This is a genomic window from Pantoea dispersa (assembly GCF_035783935.1).
GTDB classification, from domain to species: domain Bacteria; phylum Pseudomonadota; class Gammaproteobacteria; order Enterobacterales; family Enterobacteriaceae; genus Pantoea; species Pantoea dispersa_C.
In genome coordinates this window covers 210,080-236,312 of record NZ_JALKOV010000005.1, presented here as the reverse complement: position 1 = coordinate 236,312, position 26,233 = coordinate 210,080, and the positions used below count along the sequence as shown (strand labels likewise).

23 protein-coding genes and 1 pseudogene are annotated in these 26,233 nt (G+C 55.9%); 14 read left to right on the top strand and 10 right to left on the bottom strand.

All coding sequences use genetic code 11. The features are described 5' to 3' along the window. The first annotated feature begins 155 nt into the window (after window positions 1-155). From idnD to MXF20_RS12380, 3 genes are all read left to right on the top strand, one after another. Complete coding sequence (gene idnD, locus MXF20_RS12390; protein WP_325969626.1) at window positions 156-1,187, top strand: L-idonate 5-dehydrogenase; 1,032 nt, start codon at window positions 156-158, stop codon at window positions 1,185-1,187. A gap of 9 nt (window positions 1,188-1,196) precedes the next feature. Further along, the gene (gene idnO, locus MXF20_RS12385) at window positions 1,197-1,961 is read left to right on the top strand and encodes a gluconate 5-dehydrogenase (RefSeq protein ID WP_325969625.1); all 765 of its coding nucleotides are present in this window, start codon (window positions 1,197-1,199) and stop codon (window positions 1,959-1,961) included. Between the two features lie 79 nt (window positions 1,962-2,040). After that, window positions 2,041-3,360 (top strand): gluconate:H+ symporter, encoded by a 1,320-nt coding sequence (locus tag MXF20_RS12380; protein ID WP_058771315.1) that lies wholly within the window; start codon window positions 2,041-2,043, stop codon window positions 3,358-3,360. 31 nt (window positions 3,361-3,391) lie between these two features. Here the strand turns inward: MXF20_RS12380 and MXF20_RS12375 are convergent, their stop codons facing one another. Beyond that, the gene (locus tag MXF20_RS12375) at window positions 3,392-4,102 is read right to left on the bottom strand and encodes a polyphenol oxidase family protein (RefSeq protein WP_325969624.1); all 711 of its coding nucleotides are present in this window, start codon (window positions 4,100-4,102) and stop codon (window positions 3,392-3,394) included. Window positions 4,103-4,211: 109 nt separating this feature from the next. On the opposite strand from MXF20_RS12375, the gene MXF20_RS12370 reads away from it, so the two are divergent. From MXF20_RS12370 to MXF20_RS12355, 4 genes are all read left to right on the top strand, one after another. Then, window positions 4,212-5,021, top strand: coding sequence for a 5'-nucleotidase, lipoprotein e(P4) family (locus MXF20_RS12370; protein WP_325969689.1), 810 nt, complete (start codon window positions 4,212-4,214; stop codon window positions 5,019-5,021). Between the two features lie 580 nt (window positions 5,022-5,601). Continuing rightward, window positions 5,602-6,243 carry a carbonic anhydrase gene (locus tag MXF20_RS12365; RefSeq protein ID WP_325969688.1) on the top strand — a complete coding sequence of 214 codons (642 nt, stop codon included), beginning with the start codon at window positions 5,602-5,604 and terminating at the stop codon, window positions 6,241-6,243. 2 nt (window positions 6,244-6,245) lie between these two features. Beyond that, entirely contained in the window at window positions 6,246-7,715 is a 1,470-nt protein-coding gene (locus MXF20_RS12360) for a SulP family inorganic anion transporter (protein WP_325969687.1), read from the top strand. 292 nt (window positions 7,716-8,007) lie between these two features. Next, window positions 8,008-9,432: a diguanylate cyclase gene (locus MXF20_RS12355; RefSeq protein ID WP_325969623.1), complete on the top strand. Its 1,425-nt coding sequence runs from the start codon at window positions 8,008-8,010 to the stop codon at window positions 9,430-9,432. Between the two features lie 16 nt (window positions 9,433-9,448). Here the strand turns inward: MXF20_RS12355 and ddlA are convergent, their stop codons facing one another. Next, on the bottom strand, window positions 9,449-10,543 hold the full coding sequence (ddlA, locus tag MXF20_RS12350; RefSeq protein ID WP_325969622.1) for a D-alanine--D-alanine ligase: 1,095 nt from the start codon (window positions 10,541-10,543) through the stop codon (window positions 9,449-9,451). A gap of 269 nt (window positions 10,544-10,812) precedes the next feature. Between ddlA and MXF20_RS12345 the strand changes: the two genes are divergently transcribed. From MXF20_RS12345 to MXF20_RS12335, 3 genes are all read left to right on the top strand, one after another. After that, window positions 10,813-13,125, top strand: a complete 2,313-nt coding sequence (locus MXF20_RS12345) for a type I secretion system permease/ATPase (protein WP_325969621.1) — start codon at window positions 10,813-10,815, stop codon at window positions 13,123-13,125. Then, window positions 13,122-14,363 carry an HlyD family type I secretion periplasmic adaptor subunit gene (locus MXF20_RS12340; protein ID WP_325969620.1) on the top strand — a complete coding sequence of 414 codons (1,242 nt, stop codon included), beginning with the start codon at window positions 13,122-13,124 and terminating at the stop codon, window positions 14,361-14,363. The genes MXF20_RS12345 and MXF20_RS12340 overlap by 4 nt, the downstream gene beginning before the upstream one ends. A gap of 77 nt (window positions 14,364-14,440) precedes the next feature. Then, on the top strand, window positions 14,441-16,204 hold the full coding sequence (locus tag MXF20_RS12335) for a TolC family protein (protein WP_325969619.1): 1,764 nt from the start codon (window positions 14,441-14,443) through the stop codon (window positions 16,202-16,204). On the opposite strand, the gene MXF20_RS12330 is transcribed toward MXF20_RS12335, so the two are convergent. From MXF20_RS12330 to MXF20_RS12305, 6 genes and pseudogenes are all read right to left on the bottom strand, one after another. Then, a complete protein-coding gene (locus MXF20_RS12330) occupies window positions 16,201-17,346 on the bottom strand; it encodes an MFS transporter (RefSeq protein ID WP_325969618.1) in 1,146 nt (381 codons plus the stop codon). The two genes, MXF20_RS12335 and MXF20_RS12330, sit on opposite strands and share 4 nt — an antisense overlap. Further along, window positions 17,343-17,876 (bottom strand): TetR/AcrR family transcriptional regulator, encoded by a 534-nt coding sequence (locus tag MXF20_RS12325; RefSeq protein ID WP_325969617.1) that lies wholly within the window; start codon window positions 17,874-17,876, stop codon window positions 17,343-17,345. Before MXF20_RS12325 ends, MXF20_RS12330 begins: the two co-directional genes overlap by 4 nt. Window positions 17,877-18,003: 127 nt before the next feature. Further along, a complete protein-coding gene (yjjJ, locus tag MXF20_RS12320; RefSeq protein ID WP_325969616.1) occupies window positions 18,004-19,308 on the bottom strand; it encodes a type II toxin-antitoxin system HipA family toxin YjjJ in 1,305 nt (434 codons plus the stop codon). Window positions 19,309-19,999: 691 nt separating this feature from the next. Then, the gene (locus tag MXF20_RS12315; RefSeq protein WP_325969615.1) at window positions 20,000-20,209 is read right to left on the bottom strand and encodes a hypothetical protein; all 210 of its coding nucleotides are present in this window, start codon (window positions 20,207-20,209) and stop codon (window positions 20,000-20,002) included. Beyond that, window positions 20,199-20,831, bottom strand: a complete 633-nt coding sequence (locus tag MXF20_RS12310) for a hypothetical protein (RefSeq protein ID WP_325969613.1) — start codon at window positions 20,829-20,831, stop codon at window positions 20,199-20,201. The genes MXF20_RS12315 and MXF20_RS12310 overlap by 11 nt, the downstream gene beginning before the upstream one ends. Before the next feature lie 5 nt (window positions 20,832-20,836). Then, window positions 20,837-21,426 (bottom strand): annotated as a pseudogene (locus MXF20_RS12305) (tyrosine-type recombinase/integrase); the annotation flags it as partial. A gap of 134 nt (window positions 21,427-21,560) precedes the next feature. On the opposite strand from MXF20_RS12305, the gene MXF20_RS12300 reads away from it, so the two are divergent. Further along, window positions 21,561-21,824, top strand: coding sequence for a hypothetical protein (locus MXF20_RS12300; protein ID WP_325969612.1), 264 nt, complete (start codon window positions 21,561-21,563; stop codon window positions 21,822-21,824). 433 nt (window positions 21,825-22,257) lie between these two features. Here MXF20_RS12300 and MXF20_RS12295 read toward each other — a convergent pair whose 3' ends face one another. Beyond that, complete coding sequence (locus MXF20_RS12295) at window positions 22,258-22,905, bottom strand: hypothetical protein (protein WP_325969610.1); 648 nt, start codon at window positions 22,903-22,905, stop codon at window positions 22,258-22,260. 484 nt (window positions 22,906-23,389) lie between these two features. Between MXF20_RS12295 and MXF20_RS12290 the strand changes: the two genes are divergently transcribed. From MXF20_RS12290 to MXF20_RS12280, 3 genes are all read left to right on the top strand, one after another. Beyond that, window positions 23,390-24,811 (top strand): integrase family protein, encoded by a 1,422-nt coding sequence (locus tag MXF20_RS12290; RefSeq protein WP_325969609.1) that lies wholly within the window; start codon window positions 23,390-23,392, stop codon window positions 24,809-24,811. Further along, the gene (locus tag MXF20_RS12285) at window positions 24,808-25,428 is read left to right on the top strand and encodes a hypothetical protein (RefSeq protein ID WP_241798604.1); all 621 of its coding nucleotides are present in this window, start codon (window positions 24,808-24,810) and stop codon (window positions 25,426-25,428) included. Before MXF20_RS12290 ends, MXF20_RS12285 begins: the two co-directional genes overlap by 4 nt. 121 nt (window positions 25,429-25,549) lie before the next feature. Beyond that, window positions 25,550-25,759, top strand: a complete 210-nt coding sequence (locus MXF20_RS12280; protein WP_058771303.1) for a helix-turn-helix domain-containing protein — start codon at window positions 25,550-25,552, stop codon at window positions 25,757-25,759. Window positions 25,760-25,877: 118 nt separating this feature from the next. On the opposite strand, the gene MXF20_RS12275 is transcribed toward MXF20_RS12280, so the two are convergent. Further along, window positions 25,878-26,060 (bottom strand): YlcI/YnfO family protein, encoded by a 183-nt coding sequence (locus tag MXF20_RS12275; protein ID WP_072210008.1) that lies wholly within the window; start codon window positions 26,058-26,060, stop codon window positions 25,878-25,880. Between the last annotated feature and the right edge of the window lie 173 nt (window positions 26,061-26,233).

Here is a 26,233-nt window from a genome sequence, read left to right as displayed (position 1 = left end):
GGCGATGGACTGCCGCCAGATTGTTTTCCGCCTCTCAACATCACGTTCCCGGTAACAGCATTTTTGTAACATCGCTTTGAGTGATGTTCATCACAGTTTCACCGGCCGTATCCCGTTGTGATAGCCCCATTGCTACAGCACTGAATGGGGACACGATGAACATTGAAACGCAATCCTGCGTCATTACCGGTAAAAAACAGGTCAGCGTCGCACAGCAGCAGGTGCAGTGGGACGGCACTGGCACGCTGGTGCGTATTACGCGCGGCGGCATCTGCGGATCCGATCTGCACTACTATCAGGAGGGTAAAGTCGGCAGCTTCGAGGTGAAGATGCCGATGATCCTCGGCCATGAAGTGACTGGTCACGTCGTGGAGAGCGACGATGCGCAGCTGCAGCCCAATCAGAAAGTGGCGATCAATCCCTCAAAGCCGTGCGGCAGCTGTAAATACTGCCTGCGCGATCAGCAAAATCAGTGCACCTCAATGCGCTTTTTCGGCAGCGCCATGTACCTGCCGCACGTCGATGGCGGCTTCACGCAATACAAAGTGGTCGACAGCGCACAGTGCGTGCCGTATCCGCAGGATGCTGACGACAGCGTGATGGTGTTTGCTGAACCGCTGGCCGTGTGCATTCACGCTACGCAGCAGGCGGGTGATCTGAACGGCAAAAAGGTGTTCATCTCCGGCGTCGGGCCGATTGGCTGTCTGATTGCCGCTGCCGCCAAAGCGCGCGGAGCCGCGGAGATAATTTGCAGCGATATCAGCGAACGCTCGCTCAGCCTGGCGCAGCAGATGGGTGCGACCGGCGTGATCCACGCGGCTGACGGTGATTTCACGCCATACCTTGCAGATAAAGGCTTCTTCGATGTCGCCTTCGAGGCTTCGGGTCATCCGTCATCACTGCAGCGCTGTCTCGACGTGGTGTGCGCCAAAGGTACGCTGGTGCAGGTCGGCATGGGCGGCACCATTCCTGATTTCCCGCTGATGACGCTGATCGCCAAAGAGATCACTCTGGTCGGCTCTTTCCGTTTCACCCACGAATTCAATACTGCCGTTGACTGGCTGGCACGCGGCGTGGTCAATCCGCTGCCGCTGTTCAGCGGGGAATATGGCTTACAGGATATCGACGCGGCGCTGCAGTTTGCCGGTGATAAAACCCGGGCGGCGAAAGTCCAGCTAACGTTTTAAGGAGTCAGTATGAGTCAGTTATTTTCCCTCGCGGGCAAGCGCGTGCTGCTCACCGGTTCGGCGCGCGGCATCGGTTTCCTGCTGGCGCGCGGTCTGGCCGAAGCGGGCGCGGAAGTGATCATCAACGCCACCACCGAGGGCGGCGCAGAGCAGGGCGCAGCGAAACTGCGCGAACTGGGCTATCACGCGCGGGCGAAAGCGTTTGACGTCACGCAGTCGGCGCAGGTCCGGCAGGCGATAGAGGAGATTGAAAGCCAGTGGGGCGCGATTGATATCCTGGTGAACAATGCCGGCATTCAGCGCCGCCGGCCGTTTCTTGAATTTCCCGAGCAGGACTGGAACGACGTGATCGCCGTCAACCAGACGGCGGTATTTCTGGTCTCGCAAACCGTGGCGCAAAAAATGGTGCAGCGTCAGCGCGGAAAAATCATCAACATCGGTTCTATGCAAAGCGAACTGGGGCGCGACACCATCACGCCGTACGCCGCCTCGAAGGGCGCGGTCACCATGCTGACGCGCGGCATGTGCGTGGAGCTGGCGCGCCACAATATTCAGGTTAACGCGATTGCGCCGGGCTATTTCGTCACCGAGATGACGCAGACGCTGGCCGACGATCCGGCGTTCACCGGCTGGCTGACCAAACGCACGCCGGCGGCGCGCTGGGGCAAGCCGGAAGAGCTGATTGGCGCAGCGGTGTTCCTGGCGTCGGGCGCATCTGACTTCGTTAATGGTCATCTGCTGTTTGTCGATGGCGGTATGCGCGTCGCCGTGTAATGCCGTGGCGCGGCTGGCGTAATCGCTGGCGCGCGCCTAAACCTTAAACACCCCTCTGTCTTCCTAAGGATAATAAAAAATGCCAATAACCATAATTGTGCTGGGTGTGATACTGCTGCTGGTGCTGATGATTGTCTTCAAGGTCAACGGCTTTATTGCGCTGGTGTTTGTCTCGGCGGTAGTCGGTATCGCCGAAGGCATGACGCCGCTCAATGTGATGGCCTCGATTCAGAAAGGTATTGGTTCCACGCTCGGCGGCCTGGCGATGATCCTCGGCTTTGGTGCCATGCTCGGGCGGCTGGTGTCCGATACCGGCGCCGCCCAGCGGGTGGCCACTACGCTGATTGCCGCGTTCGGTAAACAGCGGCTGCAGTGGGCGCTGGTGGTCACCGGGCTGATCGTCGGTCTGGCGATGTTTTACGAAGTCGGCTTTGTGCTGCTGCTGCCGCTGGTATTTACCATCGTTGCGGCAGCGGGCCTGCCGCTGCTGTACGTCGGCGTGCCGATGGTGGCAGCGCTGTCGGTGACGCACTGCTTCCTGCCGCCGCATCCCGGTCCAACCGCCATTGCTACCATCTTTGGTGCCAATCTCGGTACCACGCTGCTGTACGGCTTAATCATCACCATCCCGACGGTAATCATTGCCGGCCCGATCTTCTCAAAGTTTCTTAAAAGCTTTGAAAAATCACCGCCGGAAGGGCTATATAACCCTAAAATTTTCACCGAAGAAGAAATGCCGGGCTTTTTTATCAGCATCTTTGCCGCGGTGATTCCGGTGGTGCTGATGGCGATTGCGGCTGTCTGCGAACTGACGATGCCGAAAGAGAATGCGCTGCGTCAGTTCTTTGAATTTATCGGTAACCCGGCGGTTGCGTTGTTTATCGCCGTGGTGATTGCGGTGTTTACGCTGGGGCTGCGCAACGGGCGCAAAATGGAGCAGGTGATGGATATGTGCGGCGATTCGATTGCCGCCATCGCCATGATCGTGTTCATCATTGCCGGCGGCGGTGCCTTTAAGCAGGTGCTGGTCGACAGCGGCGTCGGTAACTACATCGCCGATCTGATGAAAGGCTCGTCGCTGTCACCGCTGCTGATGTGCTGGACGGTGGCAGCAATGCTGCGCATCGCGCTGGGATCGGCGACGGTCGCGGCGATCACCACCGCCGGTATCGTGACGCCGATCATTGCCGCCACCCACACCGATCCGGCGCTGATGGTGCTGGCCGTTGGTTCAGGCAGCGTGATCGCTTCGCACGTTAACGATCCCGGCTTCTGGCTGTTCAAAGGCTATTTCAACCTGAGCGTGGTTGAGACCCTGAAAACCTGGACGGTGATGGAAACGCTGATCTCCATCCTCGGCCTTGCCGGTGTGCTGGCGCTCAACGCCATCATTCACTGAGGCCCGCGCTTCACAGGGAGGTGAAGCGGCATCACGCGCGGCGGCGAATCCACGAGAAACGTGACTGATAGCCGCTGTCAAAATGGGTGTTATAGCGATAGCTCGACCCCGCCTCCGCCATGCAATAGGTACACACCTCCAGCCGATCGATCTGCGCCGCCGGGATGCCGCGCTGCCTCAGCAGGCCGTACGCCAGCTGAGGCAGATCAAACCAGACGCCCGCATGATGCGCCTGCGCCTGAGGGCGGATCGCCAGCGGATTGTGCGGCTGCTGTTGAGACCAGCTTAGCGCCGGCAGATCCGGACGCTGCTGCATCTGTGCGATGCGATCAACACCCAGTTCATAGCAGCAGGGGCCGATTGCCGGACCGATCGCCACCAGCAGGGATGCCGGCGTTGCGCCACCGGCCAGCAGCTGATCAAGGGCACTGTTCAGTACGCCGCCGAGCGTGCCCTGTAATCCCGCATGCACCGCCGCCACCTGATGCGTTTTCGCATCCGCAAACAGCACCGGCAGACAGTCAGCGGTGTAAACCGCAACCGGCTGGTGATCGTCACTGATCACTCCATCGGATTCACAACGTTTCGGCGGCCGGTTTTGCCCGGCCAGCACTACGCGTGCGCTGTGTCGCTGCTGGCCATAAGCCGCAGCGGCAGGCGCAGGCTGACCGGCTGGCTGAAAGGCGTACTCTAACCAGCTCTGACTCTCCATCAGCGCCGAACGCGGCCCGCGATTATCCATAAGTGTCTCCTGTGACCTGACCCCGGTTTTCCTCTGCCCACAGCTTACGTTAACTGCTACATTTTTAAAGCTTTACAAAAACTGACCATAATCACTTAAGGACGACATGATGAAAAACACCTCCTGGCTGGCCGCTGCGGGCTTGATTGCCCTGACGCTCACCGGCTGTGCCCAACCACAAAAACAGCAGGCTCAGCAGCAACTCGGTCAGCAGTCGGTGCTGGCAGTCAACTGGTTCCAGCAGTCCGGCGAGTATCAGGCGCTGAGCTGGCAGGCGTTCAATACCGCGCGTATGGCGTTTGATAATGCCCCTTCACTCACCGGTAAACCGAAAGCGGTGATTGTCGACCTGGATGAAACCATGATCGATAACAGCGCCTATAGCGCGTGGCAGGCAAAAAATGGCCAGCCGTTCTCCGGCAAAACCTGGTCAGCGTGGACCCAGGCGCGCCAGGCGACCGCGGTGCCGGGCGCCATCGAATTTGCCAACTATGTGAATAGCCACGGCGGCACCATGTTCTATGTCTCGAACCGCGATCAGAAAGATTACGCCGCCACGGTTGATAACCTCAATAAGCTGGGCTTCAGCGGTGTAAGCGAGAAAACCGTGCACCTCAGCACCGGTAATTCCAACAAACAGGCGCGTTTCGATGCGATTAAAAACGCCGGCTACAACGTGGTGCTGTATATCGGCGATAACCTGAATGACTTCGGCGGTGCCACCTGGCATCAGGGCAACGCCCAGCGCCAGCAGTTCGTCACGCTCAACCATCAACGTTTTGGCACCCAGTTCATTGTGTTGCCGAATCCACTGTACGGCGACTGGGAAAGCGGTATGGCAGAAAACTACAATAAATTAACCCCTGAACAGCAGCTGCAGGTGCGTGAATCCCGCATGAAAGCGTGGAACGGTAAATAATTCGTCAAGCGAATTAGCGCCTGCCCTGGCGGGCGCTTATCACGGGCTGGCAGAGCCAGCCATATTTACGTTTCTTTGTAATTATTATTCTGCTTATCATTTTCCCGATCTCTTACTTAATCCTTCCGCTGTATTCAGTGAAATATCATGGTTAATGCCTTTAAAACCAGCTGATGTCACTATTCATAAATTTATTAATTAGGATTTTTCTCAGCAGTCTGAAGTTATTCCACCATACCAGCACAAAGGCGCAGAAGTTTTACGTGTATATATTTGTCAGTGCATCCGAAATGCTTATTAAAATATTATTTTAATGATTTGATTATATTGATCTTTATTGAAAAGTTTTTTGATAGTGCCGCTTGCATTAACTTACTTTCACATGACATTTACTGACACTTATTTTACATAAGGCCGCTTTTGGCTGTTGTCTTAAATATTCCTGATGCAATTAAATTCATAAGCGTCTATAACCAATTTCTGTGATAAAGCGCCGTTTTCACCTGCCATCGAACGTTAAAACCGTACTGCGCAATGCACCGGGTTGCCTGGAAGCGCTATTTGCGGAAACAGAGAGAAGATAATTGTGACGACCCTTAAACCCTTATTAGCGAAAAATCGCAGTTGGGCACTCCAGCGCCGCGAGCGTAATCCGGATTACTTTGAACAATATCTCCATCAGCAGAAACCCCATTCCCTGTGGATCGGCTGTTCCGATAGCCGCGTCCCAGCCGAAGTGCTGACCGGCTCGCATCCGGGTGAACTGTTCGTGCACCGCAACATCGCCAATATGGTGGTACCGGACGATGACAACTTTCTCAGCGTGCTGCAGTACGCGATTTTTTATCTCGGCGTCGAGCGCATCGTGCTGTGCGGTCACTACGGCTGTGGCGGCGTGCAGGCGGCGCTGGGGTTGCCTGCCAGTCCGTTAGCGCAGGAGGATTCGGCACTTGCCCGGCGCATTGCCGCGCTGCGCCGCGCGTTGCAGCGGGGATTAGTGGCGTATCACGCCAGTCCCGCGCAGGAAGAGGAGAGCAGCAAGCTTAACCGGCTGGTTGAAGCGAATGTCATTGCCCAGTTCAGCCAGCTGGTGCGCTGTGAGCCGGTACAACAGGCCTGGCAGGCCGGACAGCAGCTGGATGTATTTGGCTGCGTGTATGACCTGCAGTCCGGCCATCTGAAAGAGTTAATCCAGCAATCGTCAGAGGAACCCTCATCATGAATCTGCAAACGCTTCGTCAGGATATTCCGGCGGGTCTGGTGGTGTTTCTGGTGGCGCTGCCGCTGTGCCTGGGCATCGCGCAGGCCAGTGGGCTGCCGCCCTTTGCCGGTCTGCTCACCGGAGTGATCGGCGGTCTGCTGGTCACCGCGCTCAGTCCTTCACGCTTTGCCGTGAGCGGTCCGGCGGCGGGGCTGGTGACCATCGTCGTGGCCTCGATCCACACGCTCGGCAGCTTTTCCGCATTTCTCACCGCGCTGATTCTGGCCGGCGTGCTGCAGTGCGTGCTGGGCCTGCTGCGCGCCGGTCGTTTTATCTCGCTGGTGCCGGGCAGCGTCATTAAGGGAATGCTGGCGGCCATTGGCCTGCTATTGATTATGCAGCAGATTCCGGTGGCGCTGGGCGCAGCGAGCGATGCCGGCCTGCTGTCGCTGGTCAGCGGAGAGTTTTCGTTCTCGCTTAGCGCGATGCTGGTGGCGGGAAGCGGTCTGCTGATTCTGTGGTTGTGGACCACGCCGGCGATTAAAGCGGTCAAGGTGCTGAGCTGGATCCCCGGCCCGCTGGTGGCGGTGCTGGTTGGCTGCCTTGCTACGGTGTTGGGCGATCGCCTGTTCCCCAGCCTCGGCGAAGGCTTGCCGCGCATCGTGTTGCCAGCGTTTGACAGTGTGTCGGCGCTGGTAGCGGAGCTGGAAACGCCCGACTGGCTGGCGTGGCAGAATCCGTCGGTGTGGGTGGTGGCGATCACCCTGGCGCTGGTGGCCAGCCTGGAAACCCTGCTCAGTCAGGAAGCGCTGAAAAAACTGCGTCCGCAGCATCCGGCGCCGTCACCGAATAAAGAGATGTTCGCGCAGGGGATCGGTAACCTGACCGCGGGCTTGCTCGGCGCAATGCCGATTACCGCCGTGATTGTGCGCAGTTCGGTCAACGTCAGCGTGGGGGCGCAGACCAAACTGTCGATTCTGCTGCACGGCGTGCTGCTGCTGATTTGCGGCTTGTGGTTCAGCGCGCTGCTCAACGCGATTCCGCTCGCCAGCCTCGCGGCGGTGCTGTTGTACACCGGCTATAAGCTGGCAACGCCGCGCCTGTTCATCGAACAGATTCGCATGGGCGCGCAGCAGTACGTGCCGTTCCTCGCTACCATCGGCGGCATTATTGTGTTTGGCATGCTGGCCGGGATTGGCATCGGTATCGCGACGCAGATTCTGTGCAGCATCTACCAAAGCCACCGCAACGCGCTGCAGCTTACCCGCTATGACGACCATTACGTGCTGCGCTTTCAGCAAAACCTGACCTTTATGCACAACCCGAAATTGCAGGGGCTGCTGGCGGAGATCCCGGAAAATAGCGTGGTGATTGTCGATCACGATAACGCCGAGTATATGGATCCGGACGTGAAAGCGGTGCTGCAGGATTTCGGGGATAGCGCCGGTGAGCGCGGCATCCGGCTGAGCCAGTGGCCGGTGGCGGTGAAATAACGTTCCCGCGCAAAGTCATGCAGTTTTTTTCGCCAGAATCGGATATCCCGGATATCCGATTTTTTTATTTATACGGCATAATTGCCGCTCACAGCGCCTGCCTGTTTCACTCCCTTTTAGCGGGGCTGGTAGCTCGTCTCTGGCTTTCATGGCAGAGTGAGCGCCGCTCAGTCGCAGAGTAGGGTGATGAACACCGGTTTAATTAGCGAATTATCACACGGATTTTTCAGGTTAAATGATTGCTGGTACCCGCGGCGGATGGCAGCGATTTCAGGTTACAGGGTTCAGACGTATGCGCGTTAAGCTGTTTGAAGAGAATAATGTCAAAAAGAATGCTCTTTCGCTGTGTCTCATTACGCTGTTTTTCTGCTTTGTCGGCAGCCATTTGCGTATTCCTGAAGAGTTTTCCCTGTTCTGGCCGGTCAATGCGCTGATCGCCGGCTTAATGGTGCGCAACCCGTTCCTGCACACCACCTCCAGTTATCTGGTGTGCTTTGCCGCCATGATTTTCAACGATACGGTGTTTTCCGGCTGGGCGTTGCCGGCGGTCACCGTAAATTTTGCCAATATCCTGTTTATCCTGGTGTCAGTGAGCATGCTGATTAAGCATCTGCAATCGCCAAGCGCAAACAGCCAGGTTTTCAACGCCATGCGCATCTTCCCGGCCTGCCTGCTCGGCGCGGCGACCTGCGCCACCTGGGGCGCCTGGGCGCAGGATATCGACTTCAACGCGCGTTTCGTGGTGGCATGGGCCGACTGGTTCAGCGAGCAGTTCTCCACCTCGCTGATGCTGCTGCCGGTAATGCTGACGCGTCCGCTGCGCAGCGTGCCGCTTCCGACGCTGCTGCACCCGGCGAAGCTGCTGCCGCTGCTCGCCGTGGTGCTGTCGCTCACGGTGGGCGCACTGATTGGTGGCGCGGGCAGCCTGACTTTCCCGGTGCCGGCGCTGATCTGGTGTGCCATTGTCTTACCGATTCCGATCACCAGCCTGGTGATTTTGTTCACCGGCATCACCGAGATCGTGCTGGTCGCGCACGGCGTGATGAATATTCAGGGCGATGATTCGCTGCTGCCCATCAGCCATCTCACCTCTGCACGGCTGGGCGTGGCGACTGTCGCGCTCAGCCCGCTGCTGGTGGCGGTGAGCATGGACGCCATTCGTCAGCTCAATCACCGGCTGGCGCTGCGCGCCAATTACGATTTCCTCACCCAGCTGCTGTCGCGCTCCGGCCTGTATGAAAATCTGCGCCAGCAGCCGTTTTCCCTGCAGCGCGAAGCCGGCGTAATCATGATGGATGTCGACTACTTTAAAGCCATTAACGATAATTTCGGCCACGATGCCGGCGATGGCGTGCTGGAAGAGATTGCGCGCCGCGTGCAGCACGTGGTCGGCAGTCGCGGCCTGGTGTGTCGCTTCGGTGGCGAAGAGTTTGTGGTAGTGGTGTTTGATTACACCCACAGCCAGTTGTTTCAGCTGGCCGAAGTGATTCGTCAGGCAATGGTGAAAGAGAAGTTCTGGATTCAGGGCAACACCGTGACGGTGACGGTCAGTCTGGGCCTGGCGCGCGGCGGTGTGGTTAACGAGCGTGAATGGCCGGGGGTGATCAACCGCCTGGTGTCGGCGGCGGATAAACACCTCTACGTGGCCAAACGCAACGGCCGCAATCAGACCTCGCCGGCAATCGCGCCGCGCAGTATGGCGCATGACGTGGCCTGAGCCACGTCATCACGGATTACACGCTGCTGTGCAACTGGCTGGATTGCTGATGACGCTGCTGCGCCAGTTCGATCAGGCGGGTAATCAGATCGCTGTAACTCAGCCCTGCCGCCTGCCACAGTTTGGGATACATACTGATGTTGGTGAAGCCGGGTAAGGTATTCACCTCGTTGACAATAATGTCGCCTGATGCGGTGAGGAACACATCGACGCGCGCCATGCCAAAACACTCCAGCGCCTGAAACGCGCTGATCGCCACCGCCCGAATCGCCTCGCTGGCTTCCGCACTGATGTCAGCCGGTACCACCACCTGCGCGCCGCTCTCGCTGATGTATTTGGTGTCGTACGAGTAGAAAGCATCGTGCACCACAATTTCACCGCACGGGCTGGCCTCGGGCGCGTCGTTACCCAGCACCGCGCATTCGATCTCACGACCGTTAATGCCCTGTTCAATCAGCACTTTGCGGTCAAAGCGGAACGCCAGATCCAGCGCCGCGTCGAATTCGTCTGGATGCGTCACTTTGCTCACCCCGACGGATGAACCCTGATTGGCCGGCTTGATAAACAGCGGCAGACCAAAGCGCGCGATCACCGCCTGCACATCCAGCGTCGCGCGCTGCGGCAGGGTAACACTCAGCCACGGCGCCACGTTCAGGCCAGCATCGCGCAGCAGACGTTTGGTGAAATCTTTGTCCATGCTGACCGCGGAACCCAGCACATCCGAACCAACAAACGGCAGGTTGGCCATGCGCAGCAGCCCCTGCAGCGAGCCATCTTCGCCTAAAGTGCCGTGCACAATCGGGAAGATCACATCCAGCTGCGACAGCGGCTGCGCCTGCTGACGCGTAATCAGCTGTTCTGCGCGACTGCCGGGCACCAGCGCCACGTTTTCACCGGAGCGGTTCAGGGCAATCAGCGCCGGATTGTCGGCGTTGAGCAGAAACCCGGAAGCATCGTTAAGATGCCACTCGCCCTGTTTGTCGATCCCGAGCAGCACTACGTCGTATTTGTTTTTATCGATCGCCTCAAGAATGTTTTTTGCCGACTGTAACGACACTTCATGTTCAGCCGACTTGCCGCCAAATACGATTCCTACCCGCTGTTTTGCCATTGCTTATTGTCCGGTTGCAGTAAAGCGAGCAGCTAAGATAGCACGCCCAGGACAGCGCTCAACAGTGCCGCAATTATTATGCGCGCGTGCGGCCGCCAGAGCGCATTCCGCCGCGCTTTTGCCACTTTATTCATAAATATTCTCCACCGTTTGAGACAAGTCTTGGACGGCCTGAAAGCTGCCTTCTGTCAGAATTTTCCCAATTCAAAGAAAAGTCTGCGGTGGACGATGCGTCCACCGTTTTTTGTCAGGTTTACAGGAGTCGGGAAATGATGGACCAGAAGCAGAATGCCGTGGAGCAGGATGCGCGTTCTGTTGCTCGTATCGAAACCACCGTGGATGACACGCTGTTAAAAAGCGTGGCGTGGATTTGCAAACACTACAAACGCGAGAAGAGTGAAGAAGCGCTGGTCGCCGGTCTGCCGAAAGCGACGCTGCTGTCGCCGTCGCAGGCGATGACCGCTCTGGAGAACGCTGGCATTACCGGCGGCATGGTCGAACGCCGCCTGCAGGATCTGCCGGAGCAGCTGATGCCGATGATTCTGCTGCGGCTGAACGGCGGCGGTTGCATCGTGCTGTCGCGACGCATTCACACCAATGAGGAGAATCAGCGCGAGCTGCGCTTCCAGCTGATCATGCCGGAAGTGAGTGATAAAGCGGTAGAGATGAGCCTGGCGGAACTCAATGAGATCTACGCCGGCTTTGCGGTGATGGCGAAACCGGCGGCGGTGCTGGATGAACGCGCCAGCGAAATGCTGCCGGAGGTCAAAGGTCACTGGCTGTTCAGCACGCTGTGGCGCTACCGGCGTTACTACCGCAGCGCCGCCATCGCCGCCGTGCTGATCAACGTGCTGGCACTCTCCAGCATTTTCTTCACCATGAACGTGTACGATCGCGTGGTGCCAAACCAGGCCTTTGTCACGCTGTGGTCGCTGGCGATCGGCGTCACCATCGCCATGATCTTCGAAGCCATCACCCGCTTTGTGCGGGCGCACCTGCTGGACATGGCAGGTAAGAAAGCCGATCTGGTGCTGGGCAGCATGCTGTTCCGTCAGGCGCTGTCGATTCAGATGGAGCACAAACCGGCCTCATCGGGCACTTTCGCCAACCAGATCCGTGAATACGAATCGGTGCGCGATTTTGTGGCCTCGGCGACGCTGGCGGCAATTTCGGATCTGCCGTTCATCCTGATGTTCGTGGCCGTGATCTTCTTTATCAGCGGTCCGCTGGCGATTATTCCATTAATGATGATCCCACTGATCATTATTGTCAGCGCCGCGATCCAGTGGCCGCTGGCGCGCATCATGAAAGAGAACCTGCGCGACGCCTCGCTGAAACAGGGCGTGCTGATCGAGTCGGTTGAAGGCATGGAAACGCTGAAGGCGGTCGGCGGTGAAGCGCACATGCAGCGCCGCTGGGAGAACTTTAGCGCGCTGCAGTCGGCTAACTCAATGAAGTCAAAACGCTATTCGACGCTGGCAACCGGTGTGGTGACCTTTCTGCAGCAGTTTCAGACCGTGATGCTGGTGGTCGCCGGGGTTTACCTGATCAATGCCGGCACCTTCACTATGGGTGCGATGATCGCCACCGTGATGCTGGCCAGTCGCGCTACCGGCCCGCTGGGTCAGGTGATTGGCCTGGCGGTGCGTTATCAGCAGGCCAAAGCGGCGCTGACCTCGCTGAATAAGCTGATGGAGATGCCGGTCGATCGCGACAGCAGTAAAACCTACCTGACCGATCCGCCGCTGACCGGTGAGATCTCGCTGAGCAACGTCAGTTTCTCCTATCCGGCACCGCCGATGAAGCCCAATCCGGAAATCCTCAAAGACATTTCGCTGACCATCAAGGCCGGTGAGCGCGTGGCGATTCTTGGCCGCATCGGCAGTGGTAAATCGACGCTGTTACGCGTGATGGCGCGTCTGTATCAGCCGGTAAAAGGGCAGATCTCCGCCGACGGACTGGATGTTAACCAGATCGATCCAGCGGACTGGCGCAAAGCGGTAGGTTTCGTCAGCCAGGATGCGCGCCTGTTCTACGGCACGCTGCGCGAAAACGTGATGATTGGCCGACCGGATGCCACCGCGAACGAACTGCTGCGTGTGCTGAACCTCACCGGTCTCGATCACGTGGCGGCGCGCCACCCGAGCGGCATTAATCTGTCGGTCGGCGAGGGCGGTGAAGGACTGTCGGGCGGCCAGCGCCAGCTGGTGTCATTAGCACGAACTCTGCTGACGCGGCCTAAAGTGTTGCTGATGGATGAGCCGACCAGCGCGATGGACAGCATGACCGAAAGCCAGTTCCTTGCGCATCTGCGTCGCGCCAGTGAAGGCCACACGCTGATTGTCGTGACACATCGTCCGTCAATTCTGGCGCTGGTCGACCGCATCATCGTGGTTGAGGAAGGAAAAATTGTCGCGGATGGCCCGAAAGAGCAGGTGCTGGCCGCGCTGGAAGGTAAAGGTAAAACCCGCCAGCCGCCGCGTCAGGCGGTAGAGCAGGCGGCGCGCGCACCTGCGCCGGCGAACGATGCTTCGGCAACGTCAGAGCCCGCAGCCGCCGCGGCAGAGGAGGCCGCAGTATGATCAAGTTAATGCCATGGCGCAGCCGCAGCAAAAATCTCTCTGCTGCAGATGCCGAGTTCATGAATGACGTGCAGGCGTCCCTGTTGTCACAAACCACGCCGGGATCGAAGCTGGTGATGTGGATCATCATCGCGGTGATTGGCATCGGCCTCACCTGGGCTAACTATGCGCGGGTTGAAGAGATCACCAAAGGCGACGGTAAAGTGATTTCCCGCAGCCGCGAGCAGGTGATTCAGAGTCTGGAAGGCGGCATTCTCGCCGAAATGAACGTGCGTGAAGGCACGGTGGTCAACCGGGGCGACGTTCTGCTGAAAATCGATCCAACGCGTGCGCAATCGAGCTATCGCGAGGCGCTGAGCAAGGTGATTGGTCTGAAGGGCAGCATTGCGCGTCTGCGTGCCGAAGCCTATGCACAGCCGCTGGAATTTGACGAGCAGGTGAAGAGCGATCCCGCGGTGGTTGCGCAGGAAACCAAAGCCTATGAAGCACGCAAACGCGCGCTGAACGACAGTGTCAACTCACTGCAGCGCAGCTATGGCCTGTCAATGCGTGAAATCCGTCTGGCGGAGCCGCTGGCGGCGAAGGGATTACTGTCTGAAGTCGAGCTGCTGCGTATGCAGCGCCAGGCCAACGATATCCAGGCACAGATTGTCGAGCGGCGTAACCGTTATCAGTCTGACGCCAACACCGAACTGGCGCGGCTGGAGCTGGAGCTCAGCCAGGTAAGCGAAAACCTGATTGGCCGTGCGGACGTGGTCGAGCGCACCACCATCACCGCACCGGTGCGCGGCACGGTGAAAAACGTGCGCGTTAACACCATCGGCGGCGTGATTCAGCCCGGTGAGCACATTCTGGAGATCGTGCCGCTGGAAGAGCAGCTGCTGGTAGAGGGCAAAATCCGTCCTTCTGATGTCGCTTTCCTGCGTCCGGGTCTGCCGGCCAAAGTGAAAATCACTGCCTACGATTTCGCCATCTATGGCGGACTGGATGGCCACGTGGAATACATCAGTCCGGATACGCTGAAAGACGATCAGAAAGCCGCTTCCGGCCGACCGGATGACACCTATTACCGCGTGTTGATCCTCACCGATAAGAGCACGCTGCACGCTGGCAACAAAGATCTGCCGATCATTCCCGGCATGGTGGCCACGGTGGAAATTCGCACCGGTGAGAAAACCATTCTTGATTACCTGCTGAAGCCGGTACTTAAGGCGAAAGAAGCCTTCCGCGAGCGTTAATAACCATGAAAAATAATAATATGCCTCGTCGCGCAGCTGCGCGGCGCCTCTCTCTGCTTGCCGGTTGCATTACGGTCATGATGGCGCCGGCCATCAACGTAATGGCCGATTCCACCAGTGAACTGATGATGTTTGCCGAAATGAGCGGACATCGCCCGGCAGCTCCTGCACCCGCTGCGGCGCCAGTACGCAGCGCGCCGGTACAGCGTGCGCCTGCTGCGCCAGCTCAGCGCGTTGCAACCGCGCCGGCACCACAGCCGATGTTTACGCCCGCGCCGACGGCAGCGGTGACGCCACCGGTTGCCGCGCCACGCACCCAGCCTGCACCGGCACCGGCAGCGCCGATTGCGCCGCCGCCGGTGCAGTCAGTACAGGGCGGCAGCTTCCTGACGGAGGAACAGCGCCAGCCGGAACCCAAGCAAACCAATCCGCTGCTGAAATCGGTACGCACTTTCAACCCGCAACAGCCCGCGCCGGTGCCGGTCAATGAAGCAGAAGTGAAAGCACAGAGCGAGTTCAGTTATGTCAGCCCGCCGGTAGCGGAAACCCGAACCACCGCTGCCGATGCCGCTGTGGCGCGTTCGCCGGTCAGCCTGAGCGGTGCGGTGGATGAAACCGTGGCAGAAGGCGAGCTGCGGCAGAAATTCCTCTCGGCCGCGCGTATCACCTGGCGCATCAGTCCGGCGCTGAAATCGTCCGTCGCACAAACCGAAGTTGCCGTCGCCAGCGTGGATGAGGCGAAAGGGCAGCGCTGGCCGCAGCTGGATGTCAGCGCCAGTTCGGCGACCAAAGAGTTCGGTGGCGGGGTAAAAAGCTATGACGGACAGAGCAACGTGCCGGCGCTCGGCGTGTCGATGGCGACCAACCTGATTGATTTTGGCCAGACCAGCCGCACCATCGAAAGCCGCGAAGAGCGCGTGACCTCAGCGCAGCAGGCGGCGCAGGCGCAGCGTGAAGAGCTGGCGATGCAGGTCAGCAACGCGTTAATCGAATGGAACAAGCAACAGCGGGTCATTGCCATCAGCCAGCAGTATGTGGCGCGCATGACGGAACTGACCACCATGCTGAGCGGTATTGTGCAATCGGATAGCGGTCGCCGCAGCGAACTGACGCAGGCCAAAGGACGTCTGCTGCAGGCGCGGAGTTATCTGGAGAATGCCGAATCGCGCGCGCGCGATGTCGAAATCACACTGAACCGCCTGATGGGCAACAGTCGCGTGACGCTGCCCGCCAGCGATCGCTGGGCGATGAATTTTGGCGATCTCAACCGCCAGCTGGCCAGCCTGGATAATCACCCACTGATCCTGCGCGCCAGCGCGGAAACGCGAGCAGCGTTCAGAGAGGCTGAGGCGGTCAAAGCTTCCGGCCTGCCCAAACTCAACTGGACGGTAACCAAAAATACGCGCGAGGATCAGCTCGGTCGCCAGCAGGCGTGGCAAACCGGACTTAACGTCAGCTGGGGTCTGTTCCGCGGTGGTTCAACCAACGCGCAGGAGATTGCGGCGATCAAACGCGCCGAAGCCAGCCGCCAGCAGGTGCAGGAGCAGCGACGCGATCTGGAAAATCGCGTGCGCGCCGCCAGTCAGGACGCACACTCGATGGCCGATCGCGCCGCGCTGTATAAGAGTCTGATTGTTGAGTCTGACCGCATCCGCAAAGACTTTTTCGATCAGTGGTATCACCTCGGACGCCGCTCGCTACTGGATGTCCTGAGCGCCGAGAGCGATCTGTATAACAACCAGGTAAGCGAAGTGAGCAACCGCTTTGACAGCTACGCGGCGATCATTCGCGGCTACTCCAGCGCTGGCATCCTCAGCCGCTGGCTCACCACCGGACGTTAAGTGCCAGCCCGCTGCTCCGGGTTAGCCGGTACCAGAAACAGCAGCGCAGCCGGGATGGCGGCGAACAGCAGCAGTGCTGTAGTAGCGCTGCTGCTGTAGATTTGCGCAAAGAGTATCGCCCCGGCAATTTGCCCAATCGCCAGCGTCAGAAACGCCGCCGCCACGCCGGAGGCCGCGTTTTGTGGCGTGGCAGCGGCGCCGGCAACCAGCAGAATACCCGACAGCGTGACATATCCCGCGCCGCACAGTGCCGCCGCCGGCAGCAGCCAGTAGCTAAAGTGAGTGAGCGCCGCCAGCAACAGCAGCGGTGCGGCCATCGCCAGCTGCGCCAGCCAGTACACCTGACGCATACCGATGTAGCGTGCCAGCGGGCCGGTGAGCGCGCCGAGAATGCCGGCCGCGCCGCTAACCAGCCACAGTATACTGGCCTGGCCGTCGGTCAGGTGGCTGTGCTGGCGCAATATATCCGCTCCAAAACACCACCATGCCGCGCTGGCGATCCCGCTGAAAAAAGCAATAGCGATCACCCGCAGCAGCGCGCGATTGTGCAATCGATCGCGCCAGCCAACCGGCGATCCCGGTGGATCGGCGCGACCGGCGGGCAGGCAACAGCGGGCCAGTAGCAGGCTGATTAACGCCAGCATGGCAAAACAACAGCAGGCCGCGCGCCAGCCGCCGGGCACCAGCATGAAAATGGGCACTGACACAATAATGCCCGCGCCGGTGCCGGCATTAATGAGTGTATTAGCAGCGGTTTGCCGCGATGCGTCAATGCGCAGGCTCACGGCACTGGCGAGCGCCGGCGAAGCCAGTCCGGCACCGAGACCAGCGATAAACAGTCCACCGGCAATCAGCCATGCGCTGCCGGCAGCGGCCAGCAGCAGTAAGCCGAGCATGGCCGTCAGCGCTGCCAGCATGGCGGTGCTGCGCACGCCCCAGCGCGCCAGCAGCAGCGTGGCGCCGGGTGTGGCCAGGCAGTAAGCCAGATAGCTGCAGGCAGCCAGCATGCCCGACGCGCGCGGGCTGAAGCTGATCTGTTGCGCCACCTGCGGCATCATCATTCCCCACGCAAAACGCGCCAGTCCGTAGGTCACGGCGATCAGCATAAAGCCACTTAGCGTCAGGCGGAGTGAGGTTTTCATGACGCACTCGCCATCAGTTTCTCGGCCGCCAGACGTGCATTGACCGCGGCCTGCGGACCGTCAATCAACCCGGCCATAATCGCCCCTTCAAACAGTATCCAGATGGCATCGGCCAGCGCTGACGGCGAATTCCTGCGCGAGTGCGCCAGGCAGGCACGGATGTAGCCGCGCTGCCAGTAGCGATAATCCAGCGCCTGCGCCGCCAGCTCAGCATCCTGCTCCGTATACTCTCCGTACGCTTTGGCAAAAAAGCAGCCGAGCGAACCTTCCGCCCGCATCCACTGTTCCAGCACCAAAAACAGCTGGCTGATGGCTGCCGGATCGTCTGGCTGTAACAATAAATCGGCAAAGCGCTGCCGGCGCGCGGTCATCACCGCGGCGGTTAACCGCTCGCGCGACGGAAAGTGCTGATAGAGCGTACGCGTGGAGACCTTCGCCTCACGGCAAATGTAATCGGTGCTGGTGGCATGAAAACCGTTGTTGTAGAACAGCCGCTCGGCAGCGTTCAGGATGTGTTGTTTTTTACTCATACCTTAAAAAGTAAACCGATCGTTTTACTTTTGCAAAGTTGCGGGGGTGAAAATCGGGTGCGAGGCGGTTTGTCACCGCCGGTTTCGAGGATGCAGCGTTGAAGACATTATCAATATGGAAACGCGCTTAGCCCAGCCGGGCGATGCGCGATCGCGCCTCATCCAGATGCTGCTGTAACGCGGCGAGGCACGGCGCAAATCGCGCTGAGAAGCCATCGCAACTGTTCGTCAGCGACAAAAATTCCTCCGCCAAAGTCAGTGCTTCCCGCCATGTATCGCTGCTGACCACTTCTGGCAGTGACGCAGGCCGCAGCGTATTCACGATGGCACCGCCCGCTCTGGGCGCAAAGCCCATCGGCAGAATGTCATAAGCCGGCGCAAGGTGATAAGGACGGCCATGGCGACTGATGAATGACAGGTTACCGGCGTGCATGTCGGTATTGCCGATCAGCATGCCGAATGCCCAAAGCCGGGCCGTGCTGTGGGCGGCCTCAGGCTGAACACACTTTTCCGCCACAAGCTGGTTGACGAGGACCGGCCAGCTTGCACTGGCATTGCCGACGAACTCCGCATCAAGCGCCCGCAGCGAAAACACGCCGATACGGCCCATTTTGCCCACCCGATCAAAGCGGGGGATTTCGAGGAAGCGCTGCCCTTTAATATCAAACATGTCGGTCTCAACACCCAGCACTTTCAGAGCCAGATGCTCAGCCATCAGCAGATCGCGCCAGCGTTCGCTGACTGGGTTGTCATCTGCTGCCGTGAATTTCACCAGCACATGACCGCGTTCGGTATAGGTGCAGAATTTGGGCTGCTCACCACCCGCTGATGAGCCCGGCACCTCACCAGCGCCTGCGGCCCGCGCCAGTTCGGGATACGCCGTCACGCGCTCCACGGGTGTCGGTTCGGGCATTTCCAGAAAACGGCTGCGCGCCTGTTCGCCGATCAGCAGGTTGCCGATCGCATCATGACCTTGCGCCAGCAGCGCTCTGACCACATCTGCGTCCGCCCATTGTTCGGGATTCGCCGGCAGACCGAGCCCGCCGGCATAAGTCGAGGCATACGCTCTGCCAAGATAGCCTTGTGGTCGCATGTCAAACAGCCACCACGGCAGCCCGTCACTGTGAAAGCTTTTGTGGTCCGCCTGCACCATCACAAACCCTTCCGGACGAACCGGAATCAACTCGCCGAGAGGTTTGATTTGCCCTTCATCGGTAACACGATAAATCGGGGCCGAGCGGAATCCGCGAAACGTATCCCGCAGGGCATATTGAATAGATGGACCCGCCCCGATTTTGACGATGTCATCAACCAGTTCTCTAATCGCACGGGAAAGCGTAGGCTGGCTTATACTCATTTTTTCAATGAGTTGCCTTGCTGTCATCGGCCCGCTATAGAGAAGCTGACGTACGATTTCCGCATGCGTGGACATAGTGTTGAATCACTTTGTGAATAGATAGGTGAATAGATTTTTGAATAGATAATCTAGCAGGTAAGCGGCTGGCAGTCACTGGGATGTGCTGCGCATGGTGTGCAAAATGTGTGGTTCTGTGGGGAGTTGAGGCTGTATGCAGGCTTAGCGAGGTAGATTGTGGTGTAGTTGTCTGCAATAGGCGGTTGTTAACACAATAACAGGATTGGAAAGCATGAGTCTTGAAGGCTTGTAGTTTTAGATTAAAGCGAGCAGGCGGACAGTGAGTTTTAATAGTAACGGGAAAAAGCGCTGCCTCTTCATCGCTATTGTTGAAACTTAAATAAAAAATTATCTGTTTAAAGCGTGGCTTAAGTCAATGGTGTAATTGAGTAATTTGGCGGCCTTCGCTAATTTTTTAACCACCGAACAAGTGGTTATGAGTTCCATTTTGAAGCTTGTTAAATCAGTAACTTACTTATTTTTACCTTTTCTTTCGGCCGAACAACGATAGGAAGCATTGAATAGCGTTACGCTCTTCTGCCATTTTTTTCCCATTTGTAGTATCAACTGAAGTCGTGACTACACAGCTTTTTGGATTGTATTGCCAGTCGTCTGAAGTTTCATATATCGTGCCATCGTCGTCCATTACTTTCGCGTTTAGCTTTTGAGATATTAGGAGCATTTTCCGGTAGAGGGGAGTTGGTGGCCATTAAGTATAAATGTTACCTCCAGACCAATCAAGCCAGTCTTCTCCATCCGATCCATCCCCATTCCATATGGCGTGAAACTCTCCGCTTCTTGGATTAAGGCTAAGTTCGGGATCGCTGCTTATTATTTTTAGCCATTCTTCAGAACTGATTTGGTCATCATCGTTTTCAGCCCAGTACTCTGCTCTTGTTATATGAAATTCAACGCCCATCAATATTATTTCCTGTTTCTGCATTTTTAAAGGAATTGCGATGCTTGCCAGATAAAAAGTCGACCCAATCCTGATTGGTAAGGATTCGATAAAACGGTTTTAATCTGTCTCTGACATAGTTAAGTATTTCTAACTCACTCATTTTAGATGCTTTAGAGGGATGGTCTGGCCCCCAATCTTCAAATAATTCTTCGTGTAAATGGTAGTATCGCCAAGTGATTTTGCTAGATAAAAGAGAATCTGGGCCCAGCGGGTACGCAGGGATTTGGTGCAATCTGACTTCGATTTCTTCGGGAGATTCTATATGTAATAAAAACCAAGTTTTAATTCTTAACCACACAACAGAACTTTCACTAAGATTGGGCATGAAAATACCCTCTTGGCGCATGTAATTTGAAAGGTAATGTTTTACCTCATAAGGGTCAGGTTTTTTGTCTAAATTAAGAGAGGCGAGAATCAACATGGTTTGTGATGTGTTCCCCTCTATTATTTCTCTCTCAGCCCATTCTGTAATCTCTTTGTCATAGTCATCAACTCGATAAGCTTCGAATGCTTCGGCATAAGTCCTTAGACAAAGAATTTCATGCAAACTGTATTTGTACTTTATGTTTTCCATTAACATATTCTTTAATCCATTATACTTAGTGAATTAAGTCTCAAAGCCTCAGACAAGAGATCCGTTACAAAGTGTGCCTATCTCATTGTTACCTTGATATCTGTATGCCCTAATATCCGCTGAAGCACAAGAATGTTGCCACAGTTCATCATGAAATGAGACGCGAAGGTGTGGCGAAAAACATGCGTAAGCTGTCCAGCAGGTGTCTCGATACCGGCGCGTTGCATGGCCTTTCTGAAGGCTGAATAGCACGGTTTAAAGAGCACCTGCGCTTTCCTGCTTGATGAAAGGCCAGCCTGTAATTTTTAAGTTATCGGCACCGCGCGGCTTTTCTTGCCATTAGTTTTCACATATATGATCTGACCGGCGCGGATTTGGTTTCCTTTCAAGCCTTCGGCCTCACTCCATTGTGCGCCAGTTACCGGGCAGATTTTCACAATGGTCGTCAGATCTTTGACCGGCTGTTCTCACATTAGGCTAGAAGGCTTCTGATTTCCTCAATGGTGAGATACGTCATCTCCGATTTATTGATTTTAAACTCTCTCACGTTCTCTAACGGGTTTGATGCGGGTCACTCAATTAATCCGCGTAGCTCATTAAACTCGGGTGCGAGTTGGTTTCCCTTCACCTTGCATATGGTTAGATGCTTCTCATCATCAACTGGCACGAAGTCTGCAGGAGTCTACTGCACCGGTGGTATGGCTTGGGTACGCACACATTAACGTAGCCCAGTTGATGCTCGATACCGTGGCGCTTCTTGAGCAGCTTGCCAATCAACTGGCCAGCCATTGCACGGCCCTACCGCAAAGAGATCGTAAGCACAGCGTGGCGCTGGCTGCGCCTCCGCCCCGGCAAAATAAATGCTTCGCAGACAAAATCGGCGCTACACTGCACCCGCCTGCGGGTTTTGCATCAGAAAAATTTTTCAGTTTTATTTTTCTACAAACCGCCACGCCGGGCTGCGCTACTACTGACTTTGTACCGGAGTACGCCAACTGAAATCAGTGAAAAGAATTTCAGCTTTTTTAAGTTTTGAGGATCGAAAAAGGATCTAAGTAAAAATCAATTTCCTGAAATATAATGAAAAACTGGATTTTACGTGAGTGCATAGGATCGCGCGCTGTGCGTTCGGGGATTTGCCCTAAGCGCAGCCAGGCCAATACTGGCAAGGCTTAACGAGCGCAGGGGGGATTACGAAACTGAAAATAATACAACCGGTCGGGTCTACTGGTCTGGTCGTTCTGGCAGCATTTTCCCTATGAAATAGACAACCGCAATGGTCAGGCCGATTGCGATCAGCCGCTCATGCCATGTGTCATAATGGAAAAACCAGTAACTGCAAAGAAGGACTAAGAAGCCCCCTATAACAGCACCAGATGCTTCGATGAGGGTAAACAGAATCCGCTTACCGATACTTAATTTGTGAGGTTTATCATTTCGCATTGATTTCATTCTCAACCATGGAAAGAAGTCTTTCAAAGGCTACCTGCCCTTGCGTATTCCTTATCTTCAGAGCATCAACGAATGGGTTTAAAGCTGGCTCAACAAGAAAGTAAAGCAAATCTAAATCCCGGGTACGCAGGCGATTATAAATCTCGGGATTATATTGCTGAAGGCGTTCTGAAGTATAAATACACCTCTCGACCATGCCACCAATCAATAATGTGTTACCAATAAGGCCGCCGCGTAAGGTTATGAGGAATGAGCTTCGTTGTGCAATGATTGTCGCAAGCTTACCTGCTATCAGGGAATTAGTGATTGTGCGGCCAGCTACCGACGCCATTGTTTTACCGTAAATGGCATTCTGCTTATCTTCAAGAACAGTTTTGTTAAAGATGTCCAGAACCGTCTCTATCGTCTTGATGAAATTGTGATTCTCAAGAAGGCCATACTTAATGGCTGTCAGCATCCTGATTTTTTCGGACTCACGCTGATAACGGTTATCGGTATCAATAAACCCAAACGCCAAGTAACCAATATCTTTAGGAACAGATAGCACGCCATCAATGAAGCCTAAAGCCGACTCGGGGGATAAAATAATTTTGGCTATACGCCTTGCAATTTCCTGATAGCTACGCAATTAAAAATCCTTTTATAATTGATAGAAATTTTTCAGTTCATTCGATGAAAGATACTAAATCAATTTTTAGTAACCCAGACAGATGTTATCAATCCAAATAGCTCACCACATTACTGCAGCACACAGCGCAGTAGCTTAGCAAGACGCTGGCTTTGTACGTGGTAAAAAATGCACCGCCACTTTACCGCCACTCAAAAAACCAGATACAAAAAAACCGCTTCGATGAGCGGCTTAACTATATGTTTTTTATTATTAAATTTGGTGGCCCCTGCTGGGTTTGAACCAGCGACCAAGCGATTATGAGTGTAAAATCAATAAGTTACGTAAATTTACCCCTCTATACTTTTCAATACCTTCCCAATATAATGACCGCTGTATAAATAACCAGAAATCATTCCAAATACGCTCTCGGGGAATCCTATAGGTATCCTGGCTGGACCATGCGATTCGCAGGATACCCTGATCGTGTGGTCGAGGAGGTTGGATGGAAACGTTCAAATTCACGAAAACCAGGCTGGAAGAGCTGCCCCCTGCTGCCAGGGGGCAGGTGGAGTATGGCGACACGGTCGTAAACGGGCTACGGATCCGTGTCGGCGTCAGCGGCACGAAAAGTTTCTGTGTGTCCCGCAAGAAAAACGGCAAGTTTTTACGGGCAACGCTGGGGCGTTTTCCTGCGCTGTCGGTGGAGAATGCCCGGGCGAAAGCCCTGGAGGTCATGGGCAGCATGGCCCTCAGCGGTCAGAATCCCAATATTCAGAAGCGCACGAACGAACGGGCAGCCGTCATCCTGCAGGACGCCCTGAACACCTATATTCTCAGCCGCGAGCATCGCCTGAAGCCGGCCACCGCAAAACAATACCGGAGCATTCTGGGCAACTATTCAGGGGACTGGCTCTCACAGCCTCTGGCTTACATCACCCGCGATCGCGTTGAAGCCCGTCATAAAGCCATCACGCATGGCACGGTCTGGTATGGTGCGGATAAGCGATCCCTGCGACGGGGCACCGGGCAGGGGAGTCATGCGCAGGCGGACTTATGGGCCCGCGCACTCAGGGCGGTTTACCGTTTTGCACACGATCACTATCGGGATGAGGAAGGGCGAACCCTGCTTCCCGATCCACCCACACTGGTGCTCAGCACTAAGCGGAAATGGCATGGCACGGTCAGGAAAAGCGACCGCATCCGTACCCATGATCTTGGTCGCTGGTTATCTGCGATAGAGACGGTGAGGGAACAGGCGGAGCGTGAACGTGATGATTTCGCTGCGACCGTGTGTGATGCCGTGGAGATGGCCACGTTCACGGGCCTGCGGAAGTCCGAAATATTCGGTCTCGCCTGGTCCTGCGTTAACCTGGGAGGCCGCTACTTCTGGATAGATACGACAAAAAACGGCGACCCGCTTGAACTGCCCATCACCCGTACCTTACTGGCGCTGTTCCGCCGGCGCGCTGCGGCGCGGCGCGGAGAGCATCCTCTGGTCTTTCCGGGCATAAAGACCACCATCAAAGAATACCGCCACGTCACCGGGCGCATAAGCCGGTCAACGGTTCCTGAACCCAATCCGGACAATCTGCAGCCCATCCCGTTCAAGTGGCATGACGCGAGGCGAACTTACGGTACCGTGGCGGAGCTGGCCGGGGTAGGAAGCTATATCCTGAAGCGCCTGATGAACCACAGAACGCTGCGCAGTGCCGATGTGACCCAGGGGTATCTGCACTTTGGTGCGGATGAACTGCAGGCACCGGCAGCAAAAATTGAGCATGCCATCCTGGGCTACAGCGGGAGAGCGGATAAGCCCGAAGGCCTGGATGCCCGGCTGAAAGAAGCGCTGGAGCACCTCAGTGATGATGAGAAACGAAGACTGCTTTTCTCACTCTCAGAAAAGGTCAATGAGGTCAGAAAATGATTGATGAAATTAAAGCGGAAATGACAAAAAAGCTGGAAGAGCTGGCTATGGCAGAGCCGGTGACAGGTTATATCAATATGTTTTACCAGGCGTTGTCCTTCAGTGATGCAGACCGCAGGACGTATATCACCGAAATTTCAGACCCGCTCTGGTGTATGGACCTCGCGAAAGGCAGCTATGACCGTGCCCGGCTGGCCCTGCTTAAATCCTATCTGCTGCTTCTGCTTGAACAGCACTACCACACAGCCATTTCACTCCTTCCTGTTCTGAAGTCTTTCGACATCCTGGGACAGACCGATACCGCAACGTTTATTGATGTCGCCATGAATAAGCTGCGTCAGTCTGAAGAGTTCCGTCGGGAAGTGTATAGCGGCCATAACAGCAGGAATGCGTCAGGACGGCGTAATAAACATGCAGATGAAGTGATCGCGATAATGTCTGAAACCTGGCGCCATTATCCGCACACCCCTAAAAATGCCATGATCAAAAAAGTATATGGCCATCTGAAAGGACAGGTCAGTGAAGAGACGCTGGCACGGTGGATTAAAGAGGAGAAACTCGGGCCGGCTTCCAAAGTTCGCCCGTATCCGCCTTTTCGGCTGGTCATACCCTCATAGCGCGTTATGATCCCCTTATAGCGCGTTGTGATCCGATCACAGCGCGTTCTGAGGCTACACACAGTATCTCCGGCGATAGATATTCACCATCAGTCTTTAACTGATATTGATGGTGATACTCATGCAATTCCCTCTCAGCCTGAAAACTCCCAGCCGTCTGACCCGGTCAGAGGCAGCGTACTATCTGGGGGTTACGCCCCAGACCCTGGCTAACTGGGCCAGCACCGGGAAGGTGCAAATTCCGCATTACAAAGTCGGTCGTAAGGTTATTTATTTTCAGTCAGATTTGGACGCTTATCTGGCGTCGACGCGTCGTACGCAGACCATGTGAGGTTGACTGTGTTTGAGAATAAGAAAATTTTACAGCTCAAGATAGGCGCAGGGCTACAGTGTCGAGGCTACCAAATGCTGCTCAGCAAAGTAATCAACTGTAAGTATGAAATGTTTTATTACTTGCCGCGCTGTTCCGCTTCCAGTTTTTCTTCACATGCTTGTATTACCCAAGAAGAGAAATTTGTTTGTGGGTTCAGTTTTTTTTCATCGCTAACGATTTTTTCGATCGCATCAATTAACTCGTGCGGGAAACGAATCCCTTTAAAGGTGGATTTGTTGTTCTTATGCCCAGTACTCATTTTTAGTCATAACCTCTGTGGTTCACCAGGTAACAACCTTATCGCAGTTCGTTTGGCACATGAAGTGTTTAAACACAAGCCTCTTGACGTGTTTAAACACTTAGAGGTAACGTGTTTAAACACCAGTGTGTGTTGGTGTGAACAAATGAACGAAGCCCCGAAGTGCTGCAACA

Coding starts and splice junctions, on each gene's coding strand:
- idnD (WP_325969626.1), top strand. CDS start 156: ATGAACATTGAAACGCAATCCTGCGTCATTACCGGTAAAAAACAGGTC.
- idnO (WP_325969625.1), top strand. CDS start 1,197: ATGAGTCAGTTATTTTCCCTCGCGGGCAAGCGCGTGCTGCTCACCGGT.
- MXF20_RS12380 (WP_058771315.1), top strand. CDS start 2,041: ATGCCAATAACCATAATTGTGCTGGGTGTGATACTGCTGCTGGTGCTG.
- MXF20_RS12375 (WP_325969624.1), bottom strand. CDS start 4,102: ATGGATAATCGCGGGCCGCGTTCGGCGCTGATGGAGAGTCAGAGCTGG.
- MXF20_RS12370 (WP_325969689.1), top strand. CDS start 4,212: ATGAAAAACACCTCCTGGCTGGCCGCTGCGGGCTTGATTGCCCTGACG.
- MXF20_RS12355 (WP_325969623.1), top strand. CDS start 8,008: ATGCGCGTTAAGCTGTTTGAAGAGAATAATGTCAAAAAGAATGCTCTT.
- ddlA (WP_325969622.1), bottom strand. CDS start 10,543: ATGGCAAAACAGCGGGTAGGAATCGTATTTGGCGGCAAGTCGGCTGAA.
- MXF20_RS12345 (WP_325969621.1), top strand. CDS start 10,813: ATGATGGACCAGAAGCAGAATGCCGTGGAGCAGGATGCGCGTTCTGTT.
- MXF20_RS12340 (WP_325969620.1), top strand. CDS start 13,122: ATGATCAAGTTAATGCCATGGCGCAGCCGCAGCAAAAATCTCTCTGCT.
- MXF20_RS12335 (WP_325969619.1), top strand. CDS start 14,441: ATGATGGCGCCGGCCATCAACGTAATGGCCGATTCCACCAGTGAACTG.
- MXF20_RS12330 (WP_325969618.1), bottom strand. CDS start 17,346: ATGAAAACCTCACTCCGCCTGACGCTAAGTGGCTTTATGCTGATCGCC.
- MXF20_RS12325 (WP_325969617.1), bottom strand. CDS start 17,876: ATGAGTAAAAAACAACACATCCTGAACGCTGCCGAGCGGCTGTTCTAC.
- yjjJ (WP_325969616.1), bottom strand. CDS start 19,308: ATGTCCACGCATGCGGAAATCGTACGTCAGCTTCTCTATAGCGGGCCG.
- MXF20_RS12315 (WP_325969615.1), bottom strand. CDS start 20,209: ATGGGCGTTGAATTTCATATAACAAGAGCAGAGTACTGGGCTGAAAAC.
- MXF20_RS12310 (WP_325969613.1), bottom strand. CDS start 20,831: ATGTTAATGGAAAACATAAAGTACAAATACAGTTTGCATGAAATTCTT.
- MXF20_RS12300 (WP_325969612.1), top strand. CDS start 21,561: ATGCTCGATACCGTGGCGCTTCTTGAGCAGCTTGCCAATCAACTGGCC.
- MXF20_RS12290 (WP_325969609.1), top strand. CDS start 23,390: ATGGAAACGTTCAAATTCACGAAAACCAGGCTGGAAGAGCTGCCCCCT.
- MXF20_RS12285 (WP_241798604.1), top strand. CDS start 24,808: ATGATTGATGAAATTAAAGCGGAAATGACAAAAAAGCTGGAAGAGCTG.
- MXF20_RS12280 (WP_058771303.1), top strand. CDS start 25,550: ATGCAATTCCCTCTCAGCCTGAAAACTCCCAGCCGTCTGACCCGGTCA.
- MXF20_RS12275 (WP_072210008.1), bottom strand. CDS start 26,060: ATGAGTACTGGGCATAAGAACAACAAATCCACCTTTAAAGGGATTCGT.